The 25,279-nt window shown below is 41.9% G+C and carries 18 protein-coding genes; all 18 read left to right on the top strand.

Annotation, left to right across the window (positions count from 1 at the left end; all coding sequences use genetic code 11):
- The first annotated feature begins 104 nt into the window (after positions 1 to 104).
- The 18 genes from H065_RS0100105 to csrA all read left to right on the top strand — a co-directional run bounded on the left by H065_RS0100105 (position 105) and on the right by csrA (position 25,162).
- Entirely contained in the window at positions 105 to 1,232 is a 1,128-nt protein-coding gene (locus tag H065_RS0100105) for an MraY family glycosyltransferase (protein WP_026135943.1), read from the top strand.
- A 350-nt stretch (positions 1,233 to 1,582) separates the two neighbouring features.
- Positions 1,583 to 5,533, top strand: a complete 3,951-nt coding sequence (locus tag H065_RS0100100) for an S-layer homology domain-containing protein (RefSeq protein WP_017810956.1) — start codon at positions 1,583 to 1,585, stop codon at positions 5,531 to 5,533.
- 872 nt (positions 5,534 to 6,405) lie between these two features.
- Complete coding sequence (locus H065_RS0100095; protein ID WP_017810955.1) at positions 6,406 to 8,742, top strand: stalk domain-containing protein; 2,337 nt, start codon at positions 6,406 to 6,408, stop codon at positions 8,740 to 8,742.
- Positions 8,743 to 8,964: 222 nt separating this feature from the next.
- Positions 8,965 to 9,591 (top strand): hypothetical protein, encoded by a 627-nt coding sequence (locus tag H065_RS0100090; RefSeq protein WP_017810954.1) that lies wholly within the window; start codon positions 8,965 to 8,967, stop codon positions 9,589 to 9,591.
- A gap of 483 nt (positions 9,592 to 10,074) precedes the next feature.
- A complete protein-coding gene (gene metK, locus H065_RS0100085) occupies positions 10,075 to 11,295 on the top strand; it encodes a methionine adenosyltransferase (protein WP_193746749.1) in 1,221 nt (406 codons plus the stop codon).
- 419 nt (positions 11,296 to 11,714) lie between these two features.
- Complete coding sequence (locus H065_RS0100080) at positions 11,715 to 14,387, top strand: stalk domain-containing protein (RefSeq protein ID WP_017810952.1); 2,673 nt, start codon at positions 11,715 to 11,717, stop codon at positions 14,385 to 14,387.
- Positions 14,388 to 14,447: 60 nt separating this feature from the next.
- Positions 14,448 to 15,599, top strand: a complete 1,152-nt coding sequence (locus H065_RS0100075; RefSeq protein ID WP_017810951.1) for a sensor histidine kinase — start codon at positions 14,448 to 14,450, stop codon at positions 15,597 to 15,599.
- A 13-nt stretch (positions 15,600 to 15,612) separates the two neighbouring features.
- A complete protein-coding gene (locus H065_RS0100070) occupies positions 15,613 to 16,338 on the top strand; it encodes a response regulator (protein ID WP_017810950.1) in 726 nt (241 codons plus the stop codon).
- Positions 16,339 to 16,474: 136 nt separating this feature from the next.
- On the top strand, positions 16,475 to 18,541 hold the full coding sequence (locus tag H065_RS0100065; protein WP_017810949.1) for an ATP-dependent helicase ComFA: 2,067 nt from the start codon (positions 16,475 to 16,477) through the stop codon (positions 18,539 to 18,541).
- Positions 18,542 to 18,624: 83 nt separating this feature from the next.
- Entirely contained in the window at positions 18,625 to 19,473 is an 849-nt protein-coding gene (locus tag H065_RS0100060) for a ComFC family protein (protein ID WP_152425758.1), read from the top strand.
- A gap of 233 nt (positions 19,474 to 19,706) precedes the next feature.
- Complete coding sequence (locus H065_RS0100055) at positions 19,707 to 20,117, top strand: TIGR03826 family flagellar region protein (protein ID WP_017810946.1); 411 nt, start codon at positions 19,707 to 19,709, stop codon at positions 20,115 to 20,117.
- A gap of 342 nt (positions 20,118 to 20,459) precedes the next feature.
- Entirely contained in the window at positions 20,460 to 20,747 is a 288-nt protein-coding gene (gene flgM, locus H065_RS0100045; protein WP_017810944.1) for a flagellar biosynthesis anti-sigma factor FlgM, read from the top strand.
- 3 nt (positions 20,748 to 20,750) lie between these two features.
- Positions 20,751 to 21,254, top strand: coding sequence for a flagellar protein FlgN (locus H065_RS0100040; protein WP_017810943.1), 504 nt, complete (start codon positions 20,751 to 20,753; stop codon positions 21,252 to 21,254).
- A gap of 17 nt (positions 21,255 to 21,271) precedes the next feature.
- Entirely contained in the window at positions 21,272 to 22,849 is a 1,578-nt protein-coding gene (gene flgK / locus H065_RS0100035) for a flagellar hook-associated protein FlgK (protein WP_017810942.1), read from the top strand.
- 24 nt (positions 22,850 to 22,873) lie between these two features.
- Positions 22,874 to 23,797 (top strand): flagellar hook-associated protein FlgL, encoded by a 924-nt coding sequence (gene flgL / locus H065_RS0100030; RefSeq protein ID WP_017810941.1) that lies wholly within the window; start codon positions 22,874 to 22,876, stop codon positions 23,795 to 23,797.
- 26 nt (positions 23,798 to 23,823) lie between these two features.
- Positions 23,824 to 24,396 (top strand): DUF6470 family protein, encoded by a 573-nt coding sequence (locus tag H065_RS0100025; RefSeq protein ID WP_017810940.1) that lies wholly within the window; start codon positions 23,824 to 23,826, stop codon positions 24,394 to 24,396.
- A gap of 92 nt (positions 24,397 to 24,488) precedes the next feature.
- Positions 24,489 to 24,923 carry a flagellar assembly protein FliW gene (locus tag H065_RS0100020; protein ID WP_017810939.1) on the top strand — a complete coding sequence of 145 codons (435 nt, stop codon included), beginning with the start codon at positions 24,489 to 24,491 and terminating at the stop codon, positions 24,921 to 24,923.
- 2 nt (positions 24,924 to 24,925) lie between these two features.
- Positions 24,926 to 25,162, top strand: coding sequence for a carbon storage regulator CsrA (csrA, locus tag H065_RS0100015; RefSeq protein WP_017810938.1), 237 nt, complete (start codon positions 24,926 to 24,928; stop codon positions 25,160 to 25,162).
- The last annotated feature ends 117 nt before the right edge of the window (positions 25,163 to 25,279 follow it).

Genomic DNA, 25,279 nt, shown 5'->3' with positions numbered 1-25,279 from the left:
TTTTCTATGCATTTTTGTCCTAAAGTTCTTAAAAAAAGCTTGGTGTTTAGATTCGGACGGAGTATAATTGGCTCCGTGAGATAAATTGGGGGTCGAAAAGCAAAATGTTAACTATTTGTATTATCGGGTTTGTCCTGGCGCTTGCCTTAGCGTTGGCACTCACACCACTCGTCAAAAAGTTTGCAATTCGAATCGGGGCAGTAGATGTTCCCAATGCCCGTAAGGTGCATACACGAATTATGCCGCGGCTTGGCGGACTTGGGATTTTCCTGGCGTTTACGATTGCATTTGTTGCAGTCCTGCCATTTTTGCCTTTTGATCTTCCTGCACGCGATGCAAACTTTATGAAGGCATTCTTTACAGCCGGTTCTATCATTGTACTGATTGGGGTACTGGATGACCGTTTTGAATTATCTGCCAAAGTTAAATTACTAGGACAAATCATTGCTGCATGTGCAGTAGTATTCGGATACGGTATCAAAGTCGATTTTCTGGATATTCCTTTCCAGGATAATTATTTCTCACTCGAAAACTGGATTTCTATTCCGCTTACGATCTTCTGGATCGTTGGGGTAACCAATGCGATTAATCTGATTGACGGACTCGATGGTCTGGCAGCCGGTGTATCGGCAATTGCGATCGGTAGTATTTTCACAATGTCGCTGATCATGGGGAATTATCCGGTTGCGCTGCTTTGTGTACTGTTGCTGGGTGCTATTATCGGATTCCTGTACTTCAATTTCCATCCGGCCAAGATTTTTATGGGGGATACCGGTTCGTTATTCCTCGGATTTAGTCTGGCTATGCTGTCCTTGCTTGGTTTCAAACAGATCGCGGTTGTATCATTCATTACACCGTTGATTATTATCGGAGTTCCATTGTCCGATACATTCTTTGCGATCATTCGCCGCTGGGTACATAAAAAGCCGATCTTCGCTCCGGATAAAGGACATCTTCACCATTGTCTGCGCGAGTTGGGGCTCAGCCATCGTCAAACGGTGTTAATGATTTATGGTATTGCTGCATTCTTTGGAGTTCTGGCTATTATTCAATCATCGGCTGCGTTGAACGAAGCCAACTGGGTTACCTTTGCTGTGATATGTATTATGATGTTTGTGATGCAGATTGGTGCCGAATTGATTGGACTTGTAGGCAAAACAAGACGTCCATTGCTTAGCTTGCTGGCGCGATTGCGGGTCAAACCTGATCCGACAAGAGGCAGCAAATCATAAGTAAACAGTCATGGATATAATCGGGCAATATAGGTTTATCTTTCTGTAAAATTAGCTGTTTCGCTTATAGATTTTGGTCGGTTTATCGAGTTTCTTCTATATAATATATATAAGGAATTCAGCCCATCGAACAGCTACCTTTTATGATGAACAAGATGCGGTTATTGAAGATAATGTAGGACAATTAAATAGTAGAATAAAAAAGCTCTCTTCCTTTGGAAGGGAGCTTTTTTATGGAATTTCCTGTTTTTATTAAAATATAGGGTACATCTGCCGATAAAATAGGTAGACAGGTTAAGCCCGCCATAAAGAGTTGGAGCGGTGACCGGAATAAAAGGAGGAACATTATTTTGAAGAAAATACTATCGATGCTTATGGCGGTAGTCTTGTTGGTCGGTATTTTGCCGCAGGGGATTGGTGGAAATACGGCCCAGGCAGCGAGCTTCTTTATTTTCCCGAACGAGAGTTATGACGCAAACTCACCACATGTGGTCGGAGATAATCGTGTTACGATTAACGGTACATTTAACGGTGTGAATGCCAGTACCATTAAGTATAGAGTAGTACGTGTATACAAAAGTGGAACAAGTTTTGTGGAAGATGCTTCTAATGAAAATAAAGGATTAACCAATTACACAATTGATAATTCCAAGATGACTGTAACAGATATTCCACTATACTCAGGTTTGAATAAAGTTGAGTTCTCAGCCAGTCCAGCTGGTGGTGGTAATGCCGTTAACGAAGCAATCTATTTTGATTATCATGATGGTCCAACTGTATATAATCTATCCGCTACATTGGATGGAGATACAGTAGCATTGAATGAAAATGTTCCTGCAGTTCTCAAAGCATCCCAAAGTGGAGTTAGCTTTGGACAAGATAAAGCGAGTATTGCCTTATCTGGTTCTGCGCCAAATGCCAAGCAGGTTATTGTATCTGTAAATGGTGGAGCAAGCAGAACGGCCAATGTATCAAGCACAAATAGCTATCAGTTTACGGTAGCACCGCTTACTCTGGTTAGCGGCAAGAACACATTGGAAATTCAAGTGATCAATGGAACCCAAAAATTGGTTACTTATCGTGAAGTTACTTTCTTTAATGGTAAAACTACTTTTTATGACACTTATGCTGTAAAAGGAACAACTACTTCAGCAGATCTGTCGACATATCCAGATGTAAGTGTAGCTCCTGACGCAGATAAAAAAGGCACTGTAGATATTACAGGTAAAGTAGTTATTCCTTTAACAACTGCAGGTGAACCTGTTCTTACTGATTATATTGAATATACTCTAGCTAATGGAGTAACCAAAACCGGAACCATTACACCTGAGAAAATTGCAGCAGAAAGTACTTCGGCTTATATGACTATGAAGTATACCATTTCTGGTGTATCAGGTATTGAATATGGCAAACGTGTAGATGTAACGATCAAGCTAAAAGGTGGTACAGCTTCTACAAGTAGTCTCGGATTCACGTTACGCGATAGCTCTGCTCCTTATATTACCAAAGTAAATTACCTACCAGGTTATTCTGCTTCTACTTCTGCTTCTCAAGCAGCAGGATTGAGCAGTTCCGCTCTGGATGGTGCCAGTATTTTCTCTTTGCCAACAGCAGTAGAATTATTAGTTGCAAATGGTGATGGTAGTACTACAATTACGACAACAGCCAAAGATGGCAGTGGTAAAGATGTTGCAGTTACACTTACTCCAATAAGTTCTCAGAGTGCAGGCACTAATGTGCAAAAAATTCTATATAAATTGAGTGGAGTATCCGTAAATGGAACAACTACATTGTCATTCACAGCAACAAAAGGAACAGCAACGAGTACAGCTGTAACAGCAACAGTTAACTTCTTGTATGGACCTTATGTTAGCTATACCAAAGCTTATGATAGTCAGGTAGTACAGTATGGTCAAAATGATACAGATGTAGCGAAAAGTGTAGTAGAAAGCGCATTGGATTCATTCAAAGGTCAAATTGTGAACGTGGCAAATGAGTCTGATATTGTATATAGCGGAGCAGGACAGACTGTTTTCTTCTATATCAACAATACACTGGTACCTTTGAAACAAGATACAGATAAGTTTCACTTTACAGTAGTCGATAGTGCTGCTGCTTATAAAGCAATGTTCTCAGGAGAGAATACAGTTAAATTTGTACTGAGTTCTTCAAAAACATCTTATGAAAATACAATCAAAGTAAATCTGGTTCCAACTGATATTCCAGTTATTCCTGTAGATAGTAACTTGGGGATCTTCCCATTCAAGTATGTAGGCGGAAGTGATACACCACCAAAAGTAAAAGATACTGAAAACTTCCCTATGAATGGAACTAACTATACAACAAAAGAAAAAGCTTTTAATTTGTATGGAACATTTGATTTCCTTGATCTAGGTAAAGACAAAACGGCAGTAGAAGCCAACTTGAGCAAAGTGGCAACCAAAACGAATTACAAGTTGCAGGTTGTTGACTCAGAAGGAAACACTTGGAATTGGAACTTGTCAAATTCATTCACAAGCATGAAAAATGGCGAAGCGACAGGAGAAGTGTTTAACTCTTCAGGTACTACGGTAGATCGATTGACAGTATATTATGATTATGACAAACAGTCATTCGCATTCATCTTGAGAAATCAAGCTATGCTCGATAGTCCTATTGTATACAGCTTTACAGTGTATAACGCTGGTGACGGTGGACCAACAGCTACCGCAACGGTTGAAGTTGATCCTTTAACAGGCACTTACAATATCGTGCGTCCGTTGACTGCTCAAAAAGTAACAAATAGCAACTTTATTGATGTAATTATTGACTCTAAGAATGCTACAGCAGTAACTATCAATAAAATTAAGGCGGAGAAAAGTTCCTTCGATATGAATGGCGATGGTAAGAATGAATTCGACAATGCATATCGTGTAACTGTCAAAGATCTTAAAGCCAATAAAGAGACAAAAATCCCAGTTGTTGTAACGATTGGCGATCAGACTTTCAAGGATACGGTAGTAGTTAAATATGTGCCTACGAATATTCCAGGTGCACAATTTATGCAGACCATGAAGAATTCAGTTAAAGTATTTGAAGGAAACTTGGCATTGAAGTTCCCGTCAGGTACCAGCTTGGTTCGCCGTGATACAAACACTGCGGAAAAGCTGAAAACAGAAGTATTTACTGATCATAATCTGCTGTTTGCCATTGCGAACAGTACAGATGGTGTTACTGATCGATATAACTTTGAAGATGCTAGACCTGGTGTAGAGCAGCAGTACACAATTGGACGGCAATACTTTGTAAATAACTTCAATTCTCATTTTGTTAAAGCAAGTGATGTTTACTGGATTGATCCAGGTATTGCAGATGATATTTCTACATCTAACAAGTTTGACCCAATCAAAGATGGTCAAAACCCATACCAACCAGTAACTTTCCCTAGTGATCCTATTGCACCTAGTTTCTACAATCGTGATCCAGATAATGAACTGGTTCCTTCAAAACGTGGAACAATGACATTATCTTATCTTTCAGATATGGCTGAAGATGCAGGTAAACTGGTTACAGTATTCTACTTTGATCCTGAATTGAAGCAATGGGATAATGTAGGTGGGGTGGTTAACGCTTCTAAACGTACTGTTACTGTACCATTTGACCGTTTTGGATATTATGTAGTAGCCAAGCTTAGTTACTCTTATACCGATATCGTTCAACACAGCTATGCACGTAACTATATGGAGACTTTGTTTGCCAAAGGGATTATGAATGCTACAGATCCGGATACTGCATTTGGAGCTAATCAGTATATTACACGTGGAGAGTTTGTACGTTCCATTGTAAAATCTTTGCAGATTCCATTGAATTATCAAGGTACAAAGCATTTCATTGATTTGAACACAAACCTGAGCTCCATTACTCAAAATGCACTTTATGATTTCCGTTATATTGAGACAGCCGCTCGCGCAGGTTTTGTTCGTGGTACCGATCCACAGGTGTTCAGCCCTGGTGACAATATCACACGTCAAGATACTGCTGTCATCATTGCAAGTGCAACCAACCTCAAATTAGAGACAGATATGGACAAAATCAATAAAGGTCTGGTTAAATACTTCAAAGACTTTAACTCTATTGATCGCTATGCTCGTGCTTCGGTACTGGCTGTAGCGAAAAAAGGTTATATTACAGGTTCGGCTATTGATCCAACCGATCTGACTAAAGGCTACACTTACGATCCAACAGCCAAAATGCTTCGCTCCGATACAGATGTTATTCTGGCAAGAGTAATGATTGGACAAAAGCTGCTGCCTAAGATGTAAATGAATCAATTTAATAGGTCATGAATGCAAAGAGAGCGCCTGATTTATCAGGTGCTCTCTTTCTTTATAAATCCTCAAAGTCATGTAAAAGATGAAAAGGAGCTAAATACATATAGGTCTAATTTTAGTGAAGAGAAAGCGATAGAAAATAAATATTGAATCATAATCTCATTAAAGTTAATGATTTAGAATGAAAAATGGAAAATTAAGATATTAAAATGTTAAGCCTAATATATGCTATAGTTATAGGGTTTCTGGTGAATTTCTTTGATCTTTAGCTGCTTGTTTTCGCAACAGGTTCAACAGAGTTCTAAAATAAAATCAAAAAAACTAAAAATTCTTTTGCAACAACTGCAACCTTTTCGCAACCCTCTGCGTCTATAGTTTTGGAAGCAGCAAATGATTCAATGAAATAACTGCTCCAGCCTGTTTAAACAGTATCTTAGCTGTTTAGTACTACTATAGTTACCAAAAAGTAGTACAGTCAGGATAGACGAATTGGTGTTTCTGCTAAAAGTGTAGTAAAATTAACAAGGTTGAGCCAAAAATAGAATTTGATTAAAAAATCGAAACTTTTTTTGGAAGAACCGCAACTTTTAGAAAAAACATGCGTCTATGTATATGAACCTGATGAAACAACAGCAAACACATGCTGGCAGGTTGTTGAATAAACACGAACCCAAATGGAACTATTCAACAATCTCAATGTGAAAAAATGTCTTTACGGCATCATTGACGCAATGTATAATACTTTTGGACACTGCGGTTTTCGATTGACGAATGTTCCGGTTACGATTTTCTGTGATTTTGTCACAGATATCATCATACAAAAACAGGATTTGCTTAAACTCGGAAAGGGGGTGTAACGACTGATGAGTGACAAAATCCATAACAAACAAAAAAACAAAAAAAACGTTTATGATATTCAAGGAGGAGAACAAAAGGTTATGAAAAAGTCTACTAAAAAAGTTATTAACGTAGCAGCAAGCGCAGCATTGCTGGCGGGCGTTGCTCCAGTTGCAGGTGTTATCGCTCCAACAGCAGCACATGCATCCGGTAGTTTCACAGTAATCAACGTTCCAACACTGAGCTCTTCTACTGGTGGAACTAACGTGGATCTGGGCCGTGTTAACATTAACATCGACCAATACACACTGACTTCTGCAACTGGTACTACTTACCTGACAGCAACTCTGCCAACTGGTTTCGAGTTCAACAGCAATGCATTCACTTCTAATACTGCTAACGGTACTGGAACTCGTGTATGGATGGCTGATGCTAACGATCAAAACGTTACTGTTGCTGCAACAGCTCTGAGCAAAACAAGCGCACGTATTGCTATCACTGGTGCAAATGCAAATGATGATGTTACAATCGGTTTGGCACTGGAAGGCATCCGTTCTACTGGTCCTAACAGCGGCGACGTTAACGTGAGCTTCACAGCTGCTCCAAATAGCGGTCTGCCAACTGGTAACGTAAAAGTTGCTAACGTAGTATCTTCCGGTCAAATCGCTCTGGAAGCACGCGATACTCAATCCAGCAGTGACAACTTTACTTTCTCGCTGCGTTTGACAGAATCTGTTTCCAGATCTCTGAAAACTGGTAACGCTGTTAAAATTAAACTGCCAGCTGGTTTCGAGTGGGATGCAGTAGGAGCTTTCACTCCTCTGTATGGTGATCTTTCTTCTTCCGATATCACTACTTCTGTAGATGGCGACACTCTGAACATCTCTGCTAAAAACACTGATACTATGTCTTCCACAGCTTCTTCCTTCGACCTGGCTCTGGCATATCATGTTGATGATGAAGATAAAGCTAAAGAAGGCGATGTAACTGCTACAGTTAGCGGTAACTCTTCTGCAAACGTATCTTCCCTGGTTGTTGGTACTTATGGCGAGTATGGTGGCGGCGTAACTGTTGCTTCCCCAACTACAGTAGTAGCTGGTCAAGATGAGCAACAAATCGGTGATGTAGTAGTTAAAGAAGCTGTAGCAGGATCTTTCATCGAAGGCCGTACAGTAACTCTGCAACTGCCTGAGGGCGCTCGTTGGCAGTCCGTTTACGAAGATGGTGAAGGTACTACTGGTACTACTGGTTCCGTTGACACTGCAAACGGTCTGGTAGCTCCAAACATCACTTACACTGGTACTGATGGTCGTACCCTGAAAATGACTTTCCCTACTAAAAACACTTCTAACAACGCTGGTTCTATCACGTTGAAAGACGTTGAAATCGCTGTTCAACCAGGATTCACTGGTGACCTGAACGCGACTGTAGCTGGTAGCCAAGGTCTGACTGGTACAGTGAAACTGGCAACTGCAGTTTCTTCCGTATCTCTGTCCGCTACTAACGCAACTTACAACATCGCTATCGGTACAGATAACGCTGCAATCGGCGATCTGACACTGAAAGAAGGCGCTGCTGGTGCCCTGACTGACGATGATAACGGTCTGGTTGAAATCCTTCTGCCAGCTGGTGTAACATTCGGATCTACTCCGACTGTATCTGTAACTTCTGGTGACCTGCGTATCCGTAACGTATCCGTAGACACTTACAACAACAGCGGTACTCAAGGCGTTCTGCGTTTCTACGTAGATAGCGAAAGTACTACTGCAAGTACTATTTCGATCAATGGTGTAAACCTGCGTATCGACCGTACTGTACCACAAGGTGAAATCATCGCTAAAGTACAAGGTGATGCAGCAGCTAACACTGCTTACCACGGTGCTGGTGACGTAACTGATGTATGGCATGACAGCTACCGTTATGCAGCTCAAGCAGCAATCGCTTCTATTGGTACAGCTCCTGCTGACCAAACTGACAATGCTGTAACTGCAATCTACACAATCGGAAGCACTGCTTACAGCGTAAACGGTACTACTCGTACTGCTGAAGTTGCTCCTTATGTAGAAAACGGCCGCACTTACTTGCCAGTTCGTTACGTAGCTGAAGCTCTGGGTGTATCCCAAGCTAACATCCTGTTTGACAAAGCAACTTCTATGGTTACTTTGATCAAAGGCGACCGCGTAGTTCAGCTGAAACTGAAAACTAATCAACTGACTATCAACGGTTCCACAATCAACATGGACGTTAAAGCTGTAACTAAAGCTAACCGTACTGTACTGCCAATCGCATGGGTTGGTAAAGCACTGGATGCAACTGTACAATACGATGCAGCTGCTAAAACTGTAACAGTAACTAGCAAATAATATCACTGATATTATTGCTACAAAATAGAAGGTAGTCATACCTTCACTGAGACACCTCGGAGTAGGCAACTGCTCCGGGGTGTTTTTTATTTATTTATATGTTTTCGCTAAATAGATAGGTAAATAAATTGATATTAGATTATAAGTGAAATAACTTAGTTGGATAATGGAAGAATATATTAGTAAATAATATTTATACTTTTTACTTTATTGGAGGAAAAAATGAAAAAACATTCAACTTGGTTATTGGCAGCAGGAACTGTAGTTATTGGAATATGGGCAGGTAGCTCCTTAACAACAGTTACAAGTGCAAGTAGTCAATTAGGGTCTGCAGATGATCCTGTAGTGACGAAGAGTTATGTAGATCAGCAAATTCAAAAAGCATTAGGTGGAACAATTAGCAGTACGGACTCCAAAACAAATACCAATACTTCTAAAAACACACTTCCATCCAACTCGTCAACTTCCAATACATCCAGCAGTTCTGCTGATAAAACCGCAACCAATAATACACCAGCTGTACCAACAACGGGAAATGCAAGTTCTTCTTTAAATGGTACAGGTTCTTCTACAAGTTCTAATGTAAGTATTGTAGAATTACGTCCAGGTAAAAAATTAATTGCTGAAGCCGGAACTCAAATGATTGTAAGAACAGGTAAAGCCAAAGTATATAGTGATGGAGCAAATGGACTTATTGATATCACGGTAGGCAATGAGCTTGGTAGTGCTCAGGCAGCACCAAACAATCATCTTCTATTATTCCCAAGAGAAGGACGAGGGGTAGAAGTAGATTCCAGTCTGCGTTATAATGCGACAATCATGGTGATCGGTAATTATAAAGTATTATAGAATGATTTATTCATAGTCTTGTAGCAAGCTATCCATGTATTGAATAAAGCTTGAGATCTTCCGTTCATTTTATATTATATTGTTTCTCCTGTAGCTTATTGATTTTACTAATGATATAAATAGCACTGTTATACTTTTATGTATTTTCTGTTTACAGAACTCAATATGCTAGGATTATATATAGCTATCAAGCAAATTCGATAATTAATTTAGCCAACAATGATCCAACTTTATAAATAAAATAGGTTCTCTTTAGCAAATAATCGTATCTTTATTCTCCTCTTGATTAGGGTGTGAAATTAATAGTATTTCTCGATAAAGTCTTGTAAATAATAAGTTTGACACCAGGTATCAAATACGTTATTATGACTTCTGAGGCTTGTAAAGCAACCTTTTCCTTATGGAAAGGGTTCATTTTTTGTGTAGACACTCTTTATATGCACACTGAGGTCTTTTGCACAACGCTCACACCTTATTATCCATATGGGAGGTTGGAAACTGTTGTCCAATATTAAAAAACATCTATTTACATCAGAGTCTGTAACTGAGGGACATCCAGATAAGATTTGTGACCAAATTTCTGATGCTGTACTGGACGCTTTTTTGACAAACGACCCGAATGCACGTGTTGCATGTGAAGTGTCTGTAGCTACAGGCCTGGTACTTGTCATTGGTGAAATTAGCACAAACTCGGAATATGTGGATATTCCATCTATCGTGAGAAATACCGTCAAAGAAATTGGCTACACTCGTGCCAAATACGGCTTTGATTACAATACATGTGCAGTACTGACTTCCCTGAACGAGCAATCTGCCGATATCGCCCAAGGCGTAAATGCAGCTCTGGAGACTCGTGATCCGGAACAAATGGAAAAAGAAACCGAGAATATCGGTGCAGGTGACCAAGGTCTGATGTTCGGCTTTGCCGCTAACGAGACTCCTGAACTGATGCCTCTTCCAATTGCTTTGTCCCACCGTATTGCACGTCGCTTGTCTGAAGTGCGTAAAGACGGTACACTGGACTACTTGCGTCCTGATGGTAAAACACAGGTAACTGTAGAGTACGAGAATGGTAAACCGGTACGTGTAGATACAATCGTTGTATCCACTCAGCATGCGGAAGAAGTAACATTGGAACAAATTCAAAAAGATATTCGTGAGCATGTTATTCTGCCGGTTGTTCCTGCAGAACTGCTGGATGATGAAACCAAATACTTTATCAACCCTACAGGCCGTTTTGTTATTGGTGGTCCTCAAGGTGATGCTGGTCTGACAGGCCGTAAAATCATTGTAGATACTTATGGTGGTTATGCACGTCATGGCGGCGGAGCATTCTCCGGTAAGGATCCTACAAAAGTAGACCGTTCTGCTGCTTATGCTGCGCGTTATGTAGCTAAAAACCTGGTTGCTGCAGGTCTGGCTGACAAATGTGAAATTCAACTAGCCTATGCAATTGGTGTAGCTAATCCGGTATCCATTAACGTGGATACGTACGGTACAGGCAAAATTGACGAAGACAAACTGGTAGAATTGGTACGCGATAACTTCGATCTGCGTCCAACTGGCATTATTCGTATGCTGGATCTGCGTCGTCCAATCTATCGTCAAACTGCAGCGTATGGTCACTTTGGCCGTACAGATGTAGATCTTCCTTGGGAACGTGTAGACAAAGCAGAACTGCTGAAATCCCAAGCGGGTCTGTAATACAATTCATACTTGTGATAACTGTATGTACAGGTAAAGGTATCAATTATAAATAATGAAATGTATGTAAGCCGTCCGGTCAAACTGCCGGGCGGCTTTTTATTGTATGGGCAAGATTCTGTTATTTATTTATAATAAATAGGTCTAGATTGTGAATTCCATTATTGTACTATATGAATCTTCAGATTAGGGTTTAAACTATTTCATAATAAAGATGACAATATTTCAATAAAGTAATGATTGTTCCGTAACTTTTTACCCTTTTTGTAGTCTAACTCATATAAGGATAACTTTGCCGCTTAGCGGTTTGTTAATCATGATGCGTGTTACTGCAGTGCATGAATAGATATCCCGGTCGAAGATACAGATAGATTAAGAAAAGTACAATGGAATTTCAAGGAATAGGAGCGTTCAATATTATGAATGGCAAAACAAAAACGATGCGTAAATGGATCGTAATCACGATTGCTGGCACTTTATGGATTCAACCTGTGCTGGAGATCAGTGTGCCGGCAACATCATGGTTTTCGGTACATCGTGCCGAAGCAGCTTCAACAACCAAAACCAATGAAAGTACTATTACTTCAGGAGCACAATTGCTGGAGTATCGTTATAACACGACTCGATCTGGCAAGTCTGCTACTGTACTGGCTGACGTTGTCAAAGTCGATTTGCAAAATCCATATGTTAATCTAAATGTAATGACTGGACAAGGTGGTAAAATTACGACCCGGCAGTCTGTAGAAGGCATGGCCAAAGAGACTAAAGCGGTTGCTGGTGTTAATGGAGACTATTTTAATACGAGTGCTGAAGGAGTACCGATGGGTGCCCAGGCGTCTGATGGTGTATTGATGTCCAGTCCATCCGAGCTCTCCGGGATGTATGCATTTGGTGTAACCAAAAGCGGAACACCAATGATTGAACAGTTTACATTTGAAGGTAAAGTAACTGCAGAAGATGGTTCTACCTTTGATCTGGCTGGTATTAATCAGGCTTCGTATATGACCGAACCGGATAAAACATTCAGTCACACCAATAAAATGTATATTTATACGGATGCCTGGAAAGCCGTAGAGCGTCCGGCTAATAGTTCGACTACCCCTACGGAGGTTCTGGTGCAGGACGGTGTTATTACCCAGATTTCTCTGAACAAAGGAATTAAACAAACGGTCCCTGCAGGCGCTTATATTTTAAGAGCTCATGGAACAGCAGCTAAATATATTCAGCAGCACATGCAGGTAGGACAAAAAGTCTCTACCGACTATGCGCTAAAAGTTCGCTCTACCGGTAAAACAGTAGATCCTGCCGATTTGAAAATGATGATCGGCGGCCATACGATCCTGGTGGACCAGGGGAATACAACTTCCTTTTCTCGTAATGTGAATGCATTGGGTGGTAATCGTGCACGTACTGCAGTAGGATATTCCCAGAATGGACGTTATGCCTACATCATTGCCGTACAGGATAATAACAACAGTGCAGGGATGTCGCTGTACGAGCTACAGTCCTTTATGGTGTCTATTGGAGTATGGAAAGGCATTAACCTCGATGGCGGCGGCTCTACGACGCTTGTAACGCGCCCACTGGGGGAGAAGCAGGCTGAACTTACCTTTGAGACTGAGTATGGTGGTACGACCCAGCGCAGCGTGGTGAACGGTCTGGGCGTATATACTACTGCTCCTCAGGGAAGTGTAAAAGGCTTCAATATCAGTGGTCCGAAACAGCTGCTGCTTGGTCAGACTGCCAAATACACAGCCAATGGATATGATACGTATTACAATCCGATCGATAATGAAAATATTAAGCCTACCTGGAAAGCAGGCAGCAGCAATATTAAATGGACAGGCAGTGAGTTCAAAGCGACTTCTTCGGGAACAGCTAAAGTCATTGCAACAAGTAATGGTATTAGTACCAGCATGAATGTGGATATCGTAGGAGCTGATGCTATTCAGAGTCTCTCACCGGCAAGTACTACCGCTACACTGAAAGCAGGCACAACTATTGTGGTTCCTGTAACAGCCAAGCTGAAAAATGGTTCCAGTATGACGATCTCCCCTGAGACATTGAAATGGGAATTTGTTGGCTTCAAGGGAACAGTCAAAGATGATCAGCTAACAATTAACTCTGTGGATAGTGGTACTACAGTGGGCTACGCTATTGCCCGTTATGATGGCTTCAGTACAATGATGGTATTAACAACCGGTGGCGGTTCAACCACCACATGGGAAGATTTTGAAGGTGCCGATACGACGGTAAGCTTCCTGGGTAACCCAAGTTCTGTCACAGGTACAGCAGCGATTACACAGGGTGCAGAGGATCATTCCAACTCCAAAGTGCTGCAGCTGACTTATGATATGACAAATGGAACCGGCAAAAAGTACGCCTATGCCCAGCTGAGTGGCAAAACGCTGAATGCAGGTACAAAAGCAATGGCAGTCGATGTATATGGCGATCAAAGCTTTAACTGGTTACGTGCTGAAGCAACAGATGCCAGCGGTAAAACTGTCTATATTGATCTGGCGAAAAGCGTAAACTGGAAAGGCTGGAAAACACTCAATGTGGATCTGTCCTCACTGGGAATCAGTTATCCGGCCAAACTTAAACGCATTTATCTTGTTAATGTAGAAGAGGGTCAGGATGAACGTGCTGCAACCGGAAGCATCCAGATCGATAATATTAAGCTGACCGGTGCTGCCCAGGCAGCCAGCTTTACCAATCCTACCGGAACACTGGCAATGACGGTAGGCAAGAAAACAGCAACGCTGAATGGTCAATCCCAGTCTATCGATGCTGCTCCAATGCTTCGAAATAATGCTACCTATATTCCGGTAAAATATATCATTGATGCTTTTGGCGGACAGGCGAGTTGGGATCAGAAGAATCAACGAGTGACCATTCTTCGCTCCGGTGCATTGATGGATCTAACCGTTGGTAACAAGCAATATGTAACCAATGGCAAGCTTCAGAACTCGAGTGTAGCGCCTTTAGTAGTATCTGGCAGGGCTTTAGTCCCGCTTCGTCTGGTATCTGAAGAGCTTGGTCTTTCTGTAAAATGGGATCAAAAAACCAAGACGATTACTGTCCAATCATGATAAGTTATAATATGATATAAAAGTATCATATAATTGACTTACAGAAATGGAGAAGATCAAGTGGAGTTCCACGCTGATGCGATAGATCACGTCATTAAGAACGCAACAAGTGTAATGGAAAACAGCAAATATCAGATCTTCGAGATTCTGGATACTTCTCGAAGAGAACTGCTTTCTCTCAATACCGAGCTGGAGCTTGTATTGAGAGAGACAGCAGAGACGATTGAGAAGGTAGATCAGCTCGAAGTCGGTTATCGCAGTTCCCGAATCAGACTCACTGAGGTAAGTCGTGACTTTGTGCGGTATAATGAAGAGGATATCAAGCAGGCCTATGAGAAGGCGACTCAGCTACAGCTTGATCTGATGATATACCGGGAAAAGGAAATGTATCTCAAAGCCAGACGGGATGATTTGCAAAAGAGGGTTAAAAATGTGGAAAGCTCCATTGAGCGAGCCGAGACGATCGGTTCACAGATGGGTGTCGTACTGGAATATCTGTCAGGAGAGCTTAATCAAGTGACCCGAATTCTGGAATCTGCCAAAAACCGTCAGCTCATCGGTTTGAAGATCATTTTGGCTCAGGAAGATGAACGCAAAAGAATTTCCCGGGAAATCCATGATGGGCCTGCACAACTGCTTGCCAATCTAGTTCTTAGGACGGAAATTTTGGAAAGAATGATCGCCAAGCAGGAATATCAGATGGTTAAGGACGAAATAGTAGATTTGAAAGCACAAGTGCGTTCAAGCTTACAAGAGATGAGAAAAGTAATATTTAATCTAAGACCGATGGCACTGGATGATCTGGGCCTCATTCCTACCTTGCGAAAATATGTGCAGGATTTTGAAGAAAAAACTCGAATCCGTTCCATCTTTGAAACAAGAGGTAAGGAATATCGGCTTACTTCAGCCATGGAGGCTGCTATCTACCGGCTGGTTCAGGAGGCGCTGACGAACGCTTCCAAACATGCCGAGCCTACTTATGTAACTGTTATTATTACATTCCAGGCTCAGATCGTGAAGCTGACTGTTGAAGACAACGGCAAAGGCTTCAATCTGGAGAAAGTAGAGCAGCGCACCAAGGACCATAATAACTTTGGATTAATTGGTATGCGTGAGCGGGTTGAATTACTGGACGGCAGAATGGAAATTGAATCTGCCGAAAATCAAGGAACCAAAATTGTAATTCATATTCCGACGAACGTGGAAAAGTGAAAGGGGCAACAGAATGGAAAACCATGATTACGGCTCTAAAAAAATTAAAATACTGCTAGCCGATGATCATCAACTGTTTCGCGAAGGACTGAAGAGAATCCTTAATATGGAGGATGATCTTGAAGTTATTGGCGAATGTGGAGATGGCATTCAAGTGCTGGAATTCTGTAACCATACTCCACCAGAGGTTGTATTGATGGATATCAATATGCCAATTGAGAACGGAGTAGAGGCTACAGAGAAATTACGTGAGCTTTTCCCGGATATCAAGGTTATCATTCTCTCCATTCATGATGACGAGAGCTATGTCTTCGAGACATTGCGTAAAGGAGCATCCGGTTATCTGCTGAAAGATATGGAAGCCGAGTCTCTGGTGAATGCTATTCGTTCTGTAGTGGAAGGACACGCTTATATCCATCCCAAAGTAACGGGTAAACTGATCCAGCAGCTGCGCCGCATGACATATGTTAATGAAACCGGTACACTCGCAGACAATAATAACAATGGCGAGACCGGCGTGAAGTTTGTTGCTGGTGATGACAATCCATTGACCAGACGTGAAGCGGAAGTACTGCGTCTGATGGCAGAAGGCAAGAGTAATAAAATGATTGGTGAATATCTGTTTATCAGTGAGAAAACAGTTAAAAACCATGTCAGCAGCATTCTGCAGAAGATGGAAGTAGACGATCGTACACAAGCCGTTATCAACTCCATCAAACATGGCTGGGTTACTCTGTAATCCATTTGTTGAATCATCTAATATAATAGATGTAATAAAGTGAAGCACACTTTCCTACAAGGGAAAGTGTGCTTTTTTTCGTTTTAGCACAGTTTGAACAGAAAGAAGTTATACCTATAGAGAAGAGGAGCTAAATATGCAGGTGGCTTTGTATACTATCAAGCATGCCCGGGAGTGGTCCATTCATATATCACTGGATCTCCGGGTAGATCTGATCTGGTGGACAGCGTTGGCAAAGCGAGAACAGCGCAGTGAGCAGATCTGGCTGATAAGCACAGGTATTCCTTTGGGATGGGCACTGCAGTGCTGTTCGTATCTAATGACATTGGATCGGACTTCCATGCAGCAGAATACCTGGGGAGATTATATTCATAGAGCATTAATGGATGTTTATCATAACAGTCTAGTATCTGGCAAAAGTAATTCAGATCAGAATCATCAGAGTACACGCGGCACATGGGATCTATTATGGGATGTGTACAACAGTTGGACAGCAGCAGGTTATTATATTTTAAGCAGCTGGGAAGAAAATCAACTGCCAGGTGATCCCGGCTCATCATTATGGAAAAGGCAGCTTAGCCGTGAAGCAGCTTATATCAGTAAAGCACTCAGCGGACGTTCCCTGCTTTGGAATGAGTGTATTGCTATGATGCAAGATTCAGATTACGTAGAACATAACTTGAAAAGCTCGCTTCAGCTCGCTTATCTCAATCAGCAGATTTCATTATTATCAGCAGTGTACAGACCAGCTCGTCCAAAGCCCAAACGCCCCCTGCCGTTTCGAACAGCTGCCTCGCGTGCTGCTGAAGTCAGGTGTCGCCGCTGCGGAAGTCATCATATTCGATATACTTCATGTGCCAGCTGTGGCTCCGCTGCCTGTGGTTACTGTGAAGATTGTCTGACACTTGGACGAAGCCGGGAATGTGGGCTGCTGCTGCAGGGGAATTTCTCGGATCCATACGATATACAGCCTGTACAAGTCCATGCTAATGAATTGCCGACAGCTTCGAATACTTTGCGCAGGGGATCTGACTCTTCTTATATAAAGGCTTATAATCCAGAAGTCATCCGGCAGCGCTGGGGGTTGAGTCCGGCACAGACAGCAGCTGCCTATCAAGCATTATTATTTCTAGGCAGATCAGTTCCTGCAGCATGTAATCAAAACACTACCATTACTCGTAAACTATCAGCTGCCAGAAATATAGCTTCCTCATTAAACAAAGAACGTTTCTTATTGTGGGCGGTGACGGGTGCAGGCAAGACAGAGATGGTGTTTCCGTTACTGGAACATGCTATTCGTACAGGCGGCAGGGCAGTAATTGCAACCCCACGCCGGGATGTAGTGCTCGAGTTGGCTCCACGTCTCGCCAAAGCTTTTCCCGATATAGACATAGCTGTACTCTACGGAGGAAGTGAAGACCGCTGGCGTACGGCTTCATTGACTATCTCGACTACTCATCAGCTTATGCGTTTTCACGAAGCTTTTGAACTGGTGATTATTGATGAGATAGATGCTTTTCCTTATCATAACAATCCGATGCTGAGCTATGCAGCGAATCAGGCATGCCGGCCAAATGGCAAGTTCATTTACTTATCCGCTACTCCATCTGCCGATCTACAGCAGGAGATCAAGCGAGGCACACTCGCTCATGCCAAAGTTCCGGTCCGTTATCATCGTCATCCGCTGCCTGTACCAAAGCATCTCAAGGTACCTTCATTATCACGCTGTATAACAAACAAGCACCTTCCTAATTCTCTGCAAAGCCAAATACACCAGTCGATCAACAGGGGGGCACAAATTTTTCTGTTTGTTCCGCGTATTGCCTGGATCGAAGCGACCATTGAACTGATCCGCAAATACTTTCCTCATATACATATTGAAGGAACATCTTCACAAGATCATGATCGTGCGGAAAAGGTCAGTCTTTTTCGGCAGCAACAAATTCGTCTATTGGTTACAACGACTATTTTGGAACGCGGGGTAACCATTCCGAAGAGTGATGTATATATTATGGATGCAAACGACAAGCTGTATGATTCAGCTGCGTTAATTCAGATGGCTGGAAGGGCAGGGCGTTCTATGAATGATCCGGCCGGAGGTGTGTTTTTTGCTTCAAGGGATTGGACGCTGGAGCAAAAAAGAGCTGTAAACCAAATCAAGCAGATGAACCGAACTGCCAGACGACAGGGATATCTGCAATAAACAAAACAACTCTATGTACTATTCCTATTATATATAGGAACCAATTGAAATAGAGCAAATAATATCAACCAAAGGAGCTTAACATGCTTACTCGTCAGCTAGTTGGATTATGGGAGGGAATATTATCCTATCTGCATCCTCATCATGCTCATTGCATTGTCTGTAATCGTCCTGCAGCTGCAAATAGCAGAATCCCGGGTTTGTGCAGTCGCTGCACTGCATACATTCCATGGATTCGCCAGCCAGTATGCAGAGTATGTGGTCGCTCGATAGATTGTCCGGATTGTCGACGATCTACCTTTGCAGGACGTCAATTCACATTCAATCGCAGTGCAGTAGAGTACGATACAGAGATGAGATCATGGCTGGCCTCCTATAAATATAATGGAAATGAAGGTTATTCAGCAGTGATTGGAGGTATATTAAAAGAGGGATATTACCGTATGCAGCAGGAGATGAGTTCATTTTACCGGGAAATGTGGTCACCAGATATTATTACATGGGTCCCTGCCAGTCCGGATCGGCTGGTTAGTCGTGGATTTGATCAGGCAAGAGTGATGGCGGACGAATTGTCAGGAGTCATACAGGTGCCGTCTATTCCACTGCTGATGCGTAACCGGCATACCGTCAAACAAAGCACACAAAGCCGTCGGGGCAGGATGCAAAATGTAGAAGGCGTATTCTCCTATCAGTCTCAGGCAACAGATTGGTTACTGCACATTGCACATACAAAGAATAATAGGCCATCCAAGAACTATTTCCCTTTATCCAAAAGAATGGATAGTCGAGACACTTGTATTCGTATTCTGCTGATTGATGATATCTATACCACAGGCAGTACCATTAACAGCTGTGCAGAAGCACTGCAACAAGCTGCTGCACGATGCAATATAAAAACAGAAGTGTTTTCTCTAACATGGGCACGTTCCTGATCAGTCACGTTTCTGTTTAAAATAGGAAGCAAATTGAGAATAAGAAAATAGGGCTATATGTATCTGGCTATATGAGCTTGTTAAGAAAAAAAGAAGAGAAAGTGTTATAATGACTATTTATTTAGATATGGTACCTAATAAAAAAGCCTCCATCTTACGATATAAGTATAGACAACATTTTAATTGTTATGCTCAATCCTATAGATGTAATGAATTTCAGGAGGCGAATATAAATGAACTTAGCAAACTGCCCGCAATGCGGTAAATTATACGTGGCGAATCTTAGAGGAATGTGTGGAAACTGTATCAAGGATATCGATCAGCAATATGAGAGATGTAATCAGTATCTGCGTGAGAACAGAGGAACAACAATCACTGAATTGTCCGAAGCTGTAGACGTATCTATCAAGCAAATCTCCACCTTTATTCGTGAAGGACGTATCTCTATTGCCAATGCACCGAATATGGGCTATGCCTGTGAAGTGTGTGGAACACCGATTCGTGAGAACAACATGTGCGAACCATGCCGTACCCGCCTAACCAAGGATATCCGTAATGCTTATCAAGAAGATGAAGCTCCCAAAGATTCCAAGGCTACTAGTCAAGGTGCCTATCGAATTGTCGACAAATACCGCAATAACTAGGAAGTGTTCCTATTCCTAGTCAAATAACGACATTTCCTAGTACTATAAGAGGGTTAAAACTTGCATAGCTACGCAGGTTTAGGACTTAAGCAATGAAAAAAATTACTACGTAATTAACCACTTTAAGACTATAAAATTTGTAGTTAAACTGGTCGATAATCTTAGTAAGAACAATCGGTTGCCTTATGATACCAGGAAATGAAGCAAGTTGGATATCACCCAAGATTCCTGGTATCCTCTGAAGGACTTCCTATTTTGAAAAGACGGTCCCTCTTGCAGATCCAATTAACGGTAAGAATTAGGAACTCTTTCTCAAATTTACTAAGGAGTGTGTATAAAACCATGAAAATTAACGATACTCAACGTGTAAACGCAATTAACCCATACCAAAGAAATGTAGAAGCTAAATCCGTCACTAACGAGAAAAAAGCAGGCCGTAAAGACGAAGTGTCCATCTCGCCGGAAGCTATGGAAATGCTGCAAGCCAATGCAACTCAAGCATCTGCTAACGCAGAACGTGCACAAAAAATCCAAAGTCTGAAAGAGCAAGTAGCTGCAGGCACTTACAAAGTAGACGCTGGTGCCCTTGCTGACAAACTACTTCCTTTCTTAAAGGGAACGGGGAATTAAACCATGTCTTTAGACAACCTTGTCGATGTGCTGAATAAGCTGGATGTATATCATCAGCAAATGATCGAGCTAGGTGAAAGCAAGAAAAACAGTATTGTTGCTAATGATATAGATGTCATGATTCGTGTAATGAATCAGGAATCCAAGCTGATCAAACTGATCGAGCAAACCGAGCAAGAACGTATGCAGGCTTCCTATGATTTTCTGAAAGAGCGCGGAATCAAATCGCAATTGAATCTTACGCTGACTGAACTGGCACGTCTCGTGTTCGATGTGGAAGATAAAAAAAGATTATTAGGCGTTCAGTCTAAACTTAAATCCACATTAGACCGATTAAAAGAATTAAACGATCTAAATCAGCAGCTGATTCAACAGTCTTTGGATTTCATTGAATTCTCGCTGGATGTAATAGTTGATAAGCCTGAGCAGGATATGGTGTATCAACATCCGGCAGCAGCCCAGTATGGTGCAGGGCAGCGCAGAGGACTGTTCGACACGCGCGGATAATTATAGGGGGTTAACCAGTGACATCTACATTCCATTCGATTGAAACGGCAAAACGGAGTGTCATTACGCAATCGACGGCACTCAATACCACAGGCCATAACATAGCGAACGCAAATACAGAAGGTTACTCACGGCAAACTGTAAAAATGTCAGCTACCCGTCCAATCGAAGCTCCTGGATTCTCTCATTCCACAGGCGCAGGACAAATTGGTACCGGTGTAGAAGCAACACAGGTTGTTCGTGTTAGAGAATTATTCTTGGATGGCCAGTTCCGTCAGGAAAATGCGACGCTGAATAGCTGGACCACACGGGCAGATTCTTTAAGTAAAATCGAAGAGATTTTTCAGGACCCTTCTGAAACTGGCTTTAGTGCCGTACTTAAGAACTTTTGGGATTCCTGGTCTGACCTCAGTAAAGATCCAGACAGCCTTACAGCTCGCAGCGTAGTCAAAGAGAACGCCCTCGCTTTAACCGATTCCATGAATCAGATCAGCAAGCAATTAACAGACTATGCTTCTGATTTGACTGCCAATGTTACCAATACAGCTTCTGAAGTGCAAGGATATGTCAACTCCATCGCCAACTTAAACCAGTCTATTGTCAAAGTAGAAGCACTCGGTGATGATGCCAACGATCTTCGAGATCAACGGGATCTGTTCGTTGATAAGCTGTCCGCTCTCGTCAATATCAATGTAACCGATACAGCTCAAGGCTATAACGTAAGTATGGGTGGACAGAACCTTGTACAGGGATATACGCCTACTACGGTAGACGCTGCTTTTTTAAATAATGCATATGAAGGCGGGACGCTAACAGGCGGCGAAGTGCACGGTATGATCCTGTCCCGTGACACTTATGTAGCCAGTTATACCAATCAGCTGAATCAACTGGCCAATACTATTGCAAATGGCGAAGTGCAGGTGACTTTCCCTAAAGGCTCCGTGATGCCGGAAGGAACGGTAGCACAGGTTGTAAATTCAGATGGTACCAAAACAGAGAAAACCTATACAGGTGCTAACCGTACACTGACTTCAGATACTAATATTATTGTCAAAGGTATTAATGGACTTCAGCAGATGGGTTATTCCATGGATACAGATGCTAATGGAGCAGCCAAAACAGGAGTTCCGTTCTTTACATCATCCGACAATGGTACGTTGACTGCAGGTAGCATTACAGTAAATCCGGATATCGTGAATAACCTGAATGCGATTGCCACATCGATGCGTGTAGATGCCAATGGCAAAGTGATCAAAGGCAACAATGATATGGCTCTGATCACTTCCGAATTAACTGGTGCCAAATTTAGCAATGCAGATGGAACACAGTCTGCAACCATTAATTCATTTTACAGTACAATGGTAGGCCAACTCGGTGTTCAGGCTCAGGAAGCCAATCGTCAAACAGACAACTCCACTACAATAGTGACCCAGATTGACTCTCGCAGACAATCGGTAAGCGGCGTTTCTATCGATGAAGAAATGAGTGACTTGCTCAAATTCCAACATGCTTACAGCGCAGCAGCACGTTTCATGACCACTTATGATCAACTGCTGGATAAGCTCATTAACTCCACTGGCTTGGTTGGAAGATAATAACGGATAAAGGAGATTATTGAGATGCTTAGAGTAACCAATGGAATGAAGAACAATCAGCTGCTCATGAACCTGAACCGGAACGCACGAGCAATGCAGAACACACAGGAACAAATGTCGACGGGGATGAAGATCAACCGCCCTTCGGATGATCCAGTAGGTATCACGTATTCCCTTCGCTATCGTGCCGATGTAGCTTCGGCCCAGCAGTATCAGAAGAATGTGGACAGTTCTATTTCCTGGCTGGAGTACAACGATACGGTACTGACCCAGACCAATGATGTTATGCAGAAATTGCGTGAACTTACTGTACAGGGAGCTAACGATACCAATCCACAATCTGCCCTGGATAGTATTAATAGCGAAGTTTCCCAGTTGAAAGAGCAATTTATCGATATTGCCAACAGTCAGTTGAATGGTAAATATATTTTCAATGGACAGAATTATAACGAAAAGCCGTACCAGTTCCCTACAGGAGCAGATGGAACGCAGGATATTACTAACGGAGCTACAGTACAGACAGACACAGGAACTGTGAATTACATGGTAGGTGATAATATTAAGCTGCCTATTAATACAACAGGGAATGAAGTGTTTGGACAGACTGGGGAAACAGATAATATTTTTAATTTATTGAATAATATTTCAGCTGCATTGAAAAGTGGAGATACCAAAGAATTGACAAAGCAGCTGGCTAATATTGATTCACGTGTGGAAAAGGTGTTGACGGCGCAGTCGCAAGTAGGAGCTAAAACCAACCGTGTAGAACTGATGCAAGCAAGGCTCGGAGATATGGAAACCAATTTGACTGCTTTACAGTCCAAAGTAGAAGATGCAGACTATGCGCAATTATTGGTGAAATCTCAAACACAGGAAAATATCTATACAGCTTCCTTGTCAGCAGGTGCCAAAATCATCTCTACAACGCTGGTTGATTTCCTGAGATAATTTCAAAAAGTTAAGGGGGCTATACCATGACCTCCATGCCAATTGTACAAATCAGACAGACACCAGGGCGAATCGGAATCGAGACGACCCCTGGTTCTTTCTCCATTCGTCAGCCCAAAGCAGATCTCCAGATTACTACCCAAAAAGCCGATCTGGAGATTCAACAGCCCAAACCCGAACTGACCATTGATCAGAGCCGGGCATTGGCTGCTTATGATGGAGGAAGTCATCTAGAAATGACGAAGAGGCTGTATTCCAATGTACAGCAGCTGTTCCTGCAGGGATTAAGTCAGCGAATGAAAGATGGCGAGCGTATGCGTGAATTTTATAAACCAGGTAATACTTTGGGAGATATTATGAAGTCACGTTCTCAGAATACTCCTGGGTTTATAGAATACAGGGGAGCTGCTTCATCTGATAACGTGGATATCCAGGTGGAACGTAGAGATCCTATCATCGAAGTAACAACGCATAAGCCGGATATTCAGGTCCAGATTAATCGTCCGGAGATTGAATATACCAGAGGTAATGTGAATATCTATATGCAGCAGTACCCATCCGTGCAATTTATCCCACCGGAAATAGACACCACCATGTAAAAGTCATAGATGGCGATTGTTCGCTATCTGTGGCTTTTTCAGTTATATTAAAAATATATACTGGCCATTACGCTGGAAAAGGAGAATATAACGTGATCATAAACACATTAACCTGGGGAAACATTGATGTTGCTGAAGAAAACATGTATCAATTCGAAAATGGTATTCCTGGTTTTGAAGAGGAAAAGACTTTTGCCTGGATCGATGTAGAGAATAGCCCATTTAGTTATCTTCAGTCTGTGCAGGAGCCAGGGCTGTCTTTTCTACTCGTGGATCCGTTCTCTATTTACAACGATTATGAATTTGAAATCAAGGAAGAAGATTATCCTGAATTGACCAGCGAACAGGCAGTACGCGTAGCTTGCATGGTTACACTGAATGATCCAATGGATAAATCTACACTTAATCTTTTAGCACCTATAGTATGTAATACAGATACACGTCAGGCTGCACAAATCGTGCTGCATCAATCATCGTATCATACGAAACATCCTCTACAACCATCTGAACAGAAGGAAGGTGTTTAATCATGCTGGTACTAGCACGTAAAAAGGGAGAAAAGATTGTTATTCAGAATGACATCGAAGTAACTGTGCTTAGTGTTGATGGAGACACAGTGAAACTTGGTATTTCTGCACCTTCACATATTGAAATCTATCGTCATGAAATTTATGCTGCTATTCAAGAAAGTAATAAAGCCTCTGCAGCGCCTCAGTTGACCCAAGTAAATGCTCTTTTGGAGCAATTTAATAAATCACCAAAATAATCTATCTTTTTTATGAATATGCTATTAACAAACTTGGAATAGGGCCGATATATATATTAGGCGCTAAGAAGCTGGCAAAAGCAAATTAAACTGCTGGTCTTGGTGAATAAAAACCAT

The sequence above is a fragment of the Paenibacillus shenyangensis genome, from assembly GCF_000346635.1.
Taxonomy (GTDB): Bacteria; Bacillota; Bacilli; order Paenibacillales; family Paenibacillaceae; genus Saccharibacillus; species Saccharibacillus dauci.
This window is presented reverse-complemented; position numbering and strand designations above follow the sequence as displayed.

Coding starts and splice junctions, on each gene's coding strand:
- H065_RS0100060 (WP_152425758.1), top strand. CDS start 18,625: ATGCTTACTCGTCAGCTAGTTGGATTATGGGAGGGAATATTATCCTAT.
- H065_RS0100070 (WP_017810950.1), top strand. CDS start 15,613: ATGGAAAACCATGATTACGGCTCTAAAAAAATTAAAATACTGCTAGCC.
- H065_RS0100095 (WP_017810955.1), top strand. CDS start 6,406: ATGAGTGACAAAATCCATAACAAACAAAAAAACAAAAAAAACGTTTAT.
- metK (WP_193746749.1), top strand. CDS start 10,075: ATGGGAGGTTGGAAACTGTTGTCCAATATTAAAAAACATCTATTTACA.
- flgL (WP_017810941.1), top strand. CDS start 22,874: ATGCTTAGAGTAACCAATGGAATGAAGAACAATCAGCTGCTCATGAAC.
- csrA (WP_017810938.1), top strand. CDS start 24,926: ATGCTGGTACTAGCACGTAAAAAGGGAGAAAAGATTGTTATTCAGAAT.
- H065_RS0100025 (WP_017810940.1), top strand. CDS start 23,824: ATGACCTCCATGCCAATTGTACAAATCAGACAGACACCAGGGCGAATC.
- H065_RS0100065 (WP_017810949.1), top strand. CDS start 16,475: ATGCAGGTGGCTTTGTATACTATCAAGCATGCCCGGGAGTGGTCCATT.
- H065_RS0100105 (WP_026135943.1), top strand. CDS start 105: ATGTTAACTATTTGTATTATCGGGTTTGTCCTGGCGCTTGCCTTAGCG.
- H065_RS0100040 (WP_017810943.1), top strand. CDS start 20,751: ATGTCTTTAGACAACCTTGTCGATGTGCTGAATAAGCTGGATGTATAT.
- flgM (WP_017810944.1), top strand. CDS start 20,460: ATGAAAATTAACGATACTCAACGTGTAAACGCAATTAACCCATACCAA.
- H065_RS0100090 (WP_017810954.1), top strand. CDS start 8,965: ATGAAAAAACATTCAACTTGGTTATTGGCAGCAGGAACTGTAGTTATT.
- H065_RS0100055 (WP_017810946.1), top strand. CDS start 19,707: ATGAACTTAGCAAACTGCCCGCAATGCGGTAAATTATACGTGGCGAAT.
- H065_RS0100080 (WP_017810952.1), top strand. CDS start 11,715: ATGAATGGCAAAACAAAAACGATGCGTAAATGGATCGTAATCACGATT.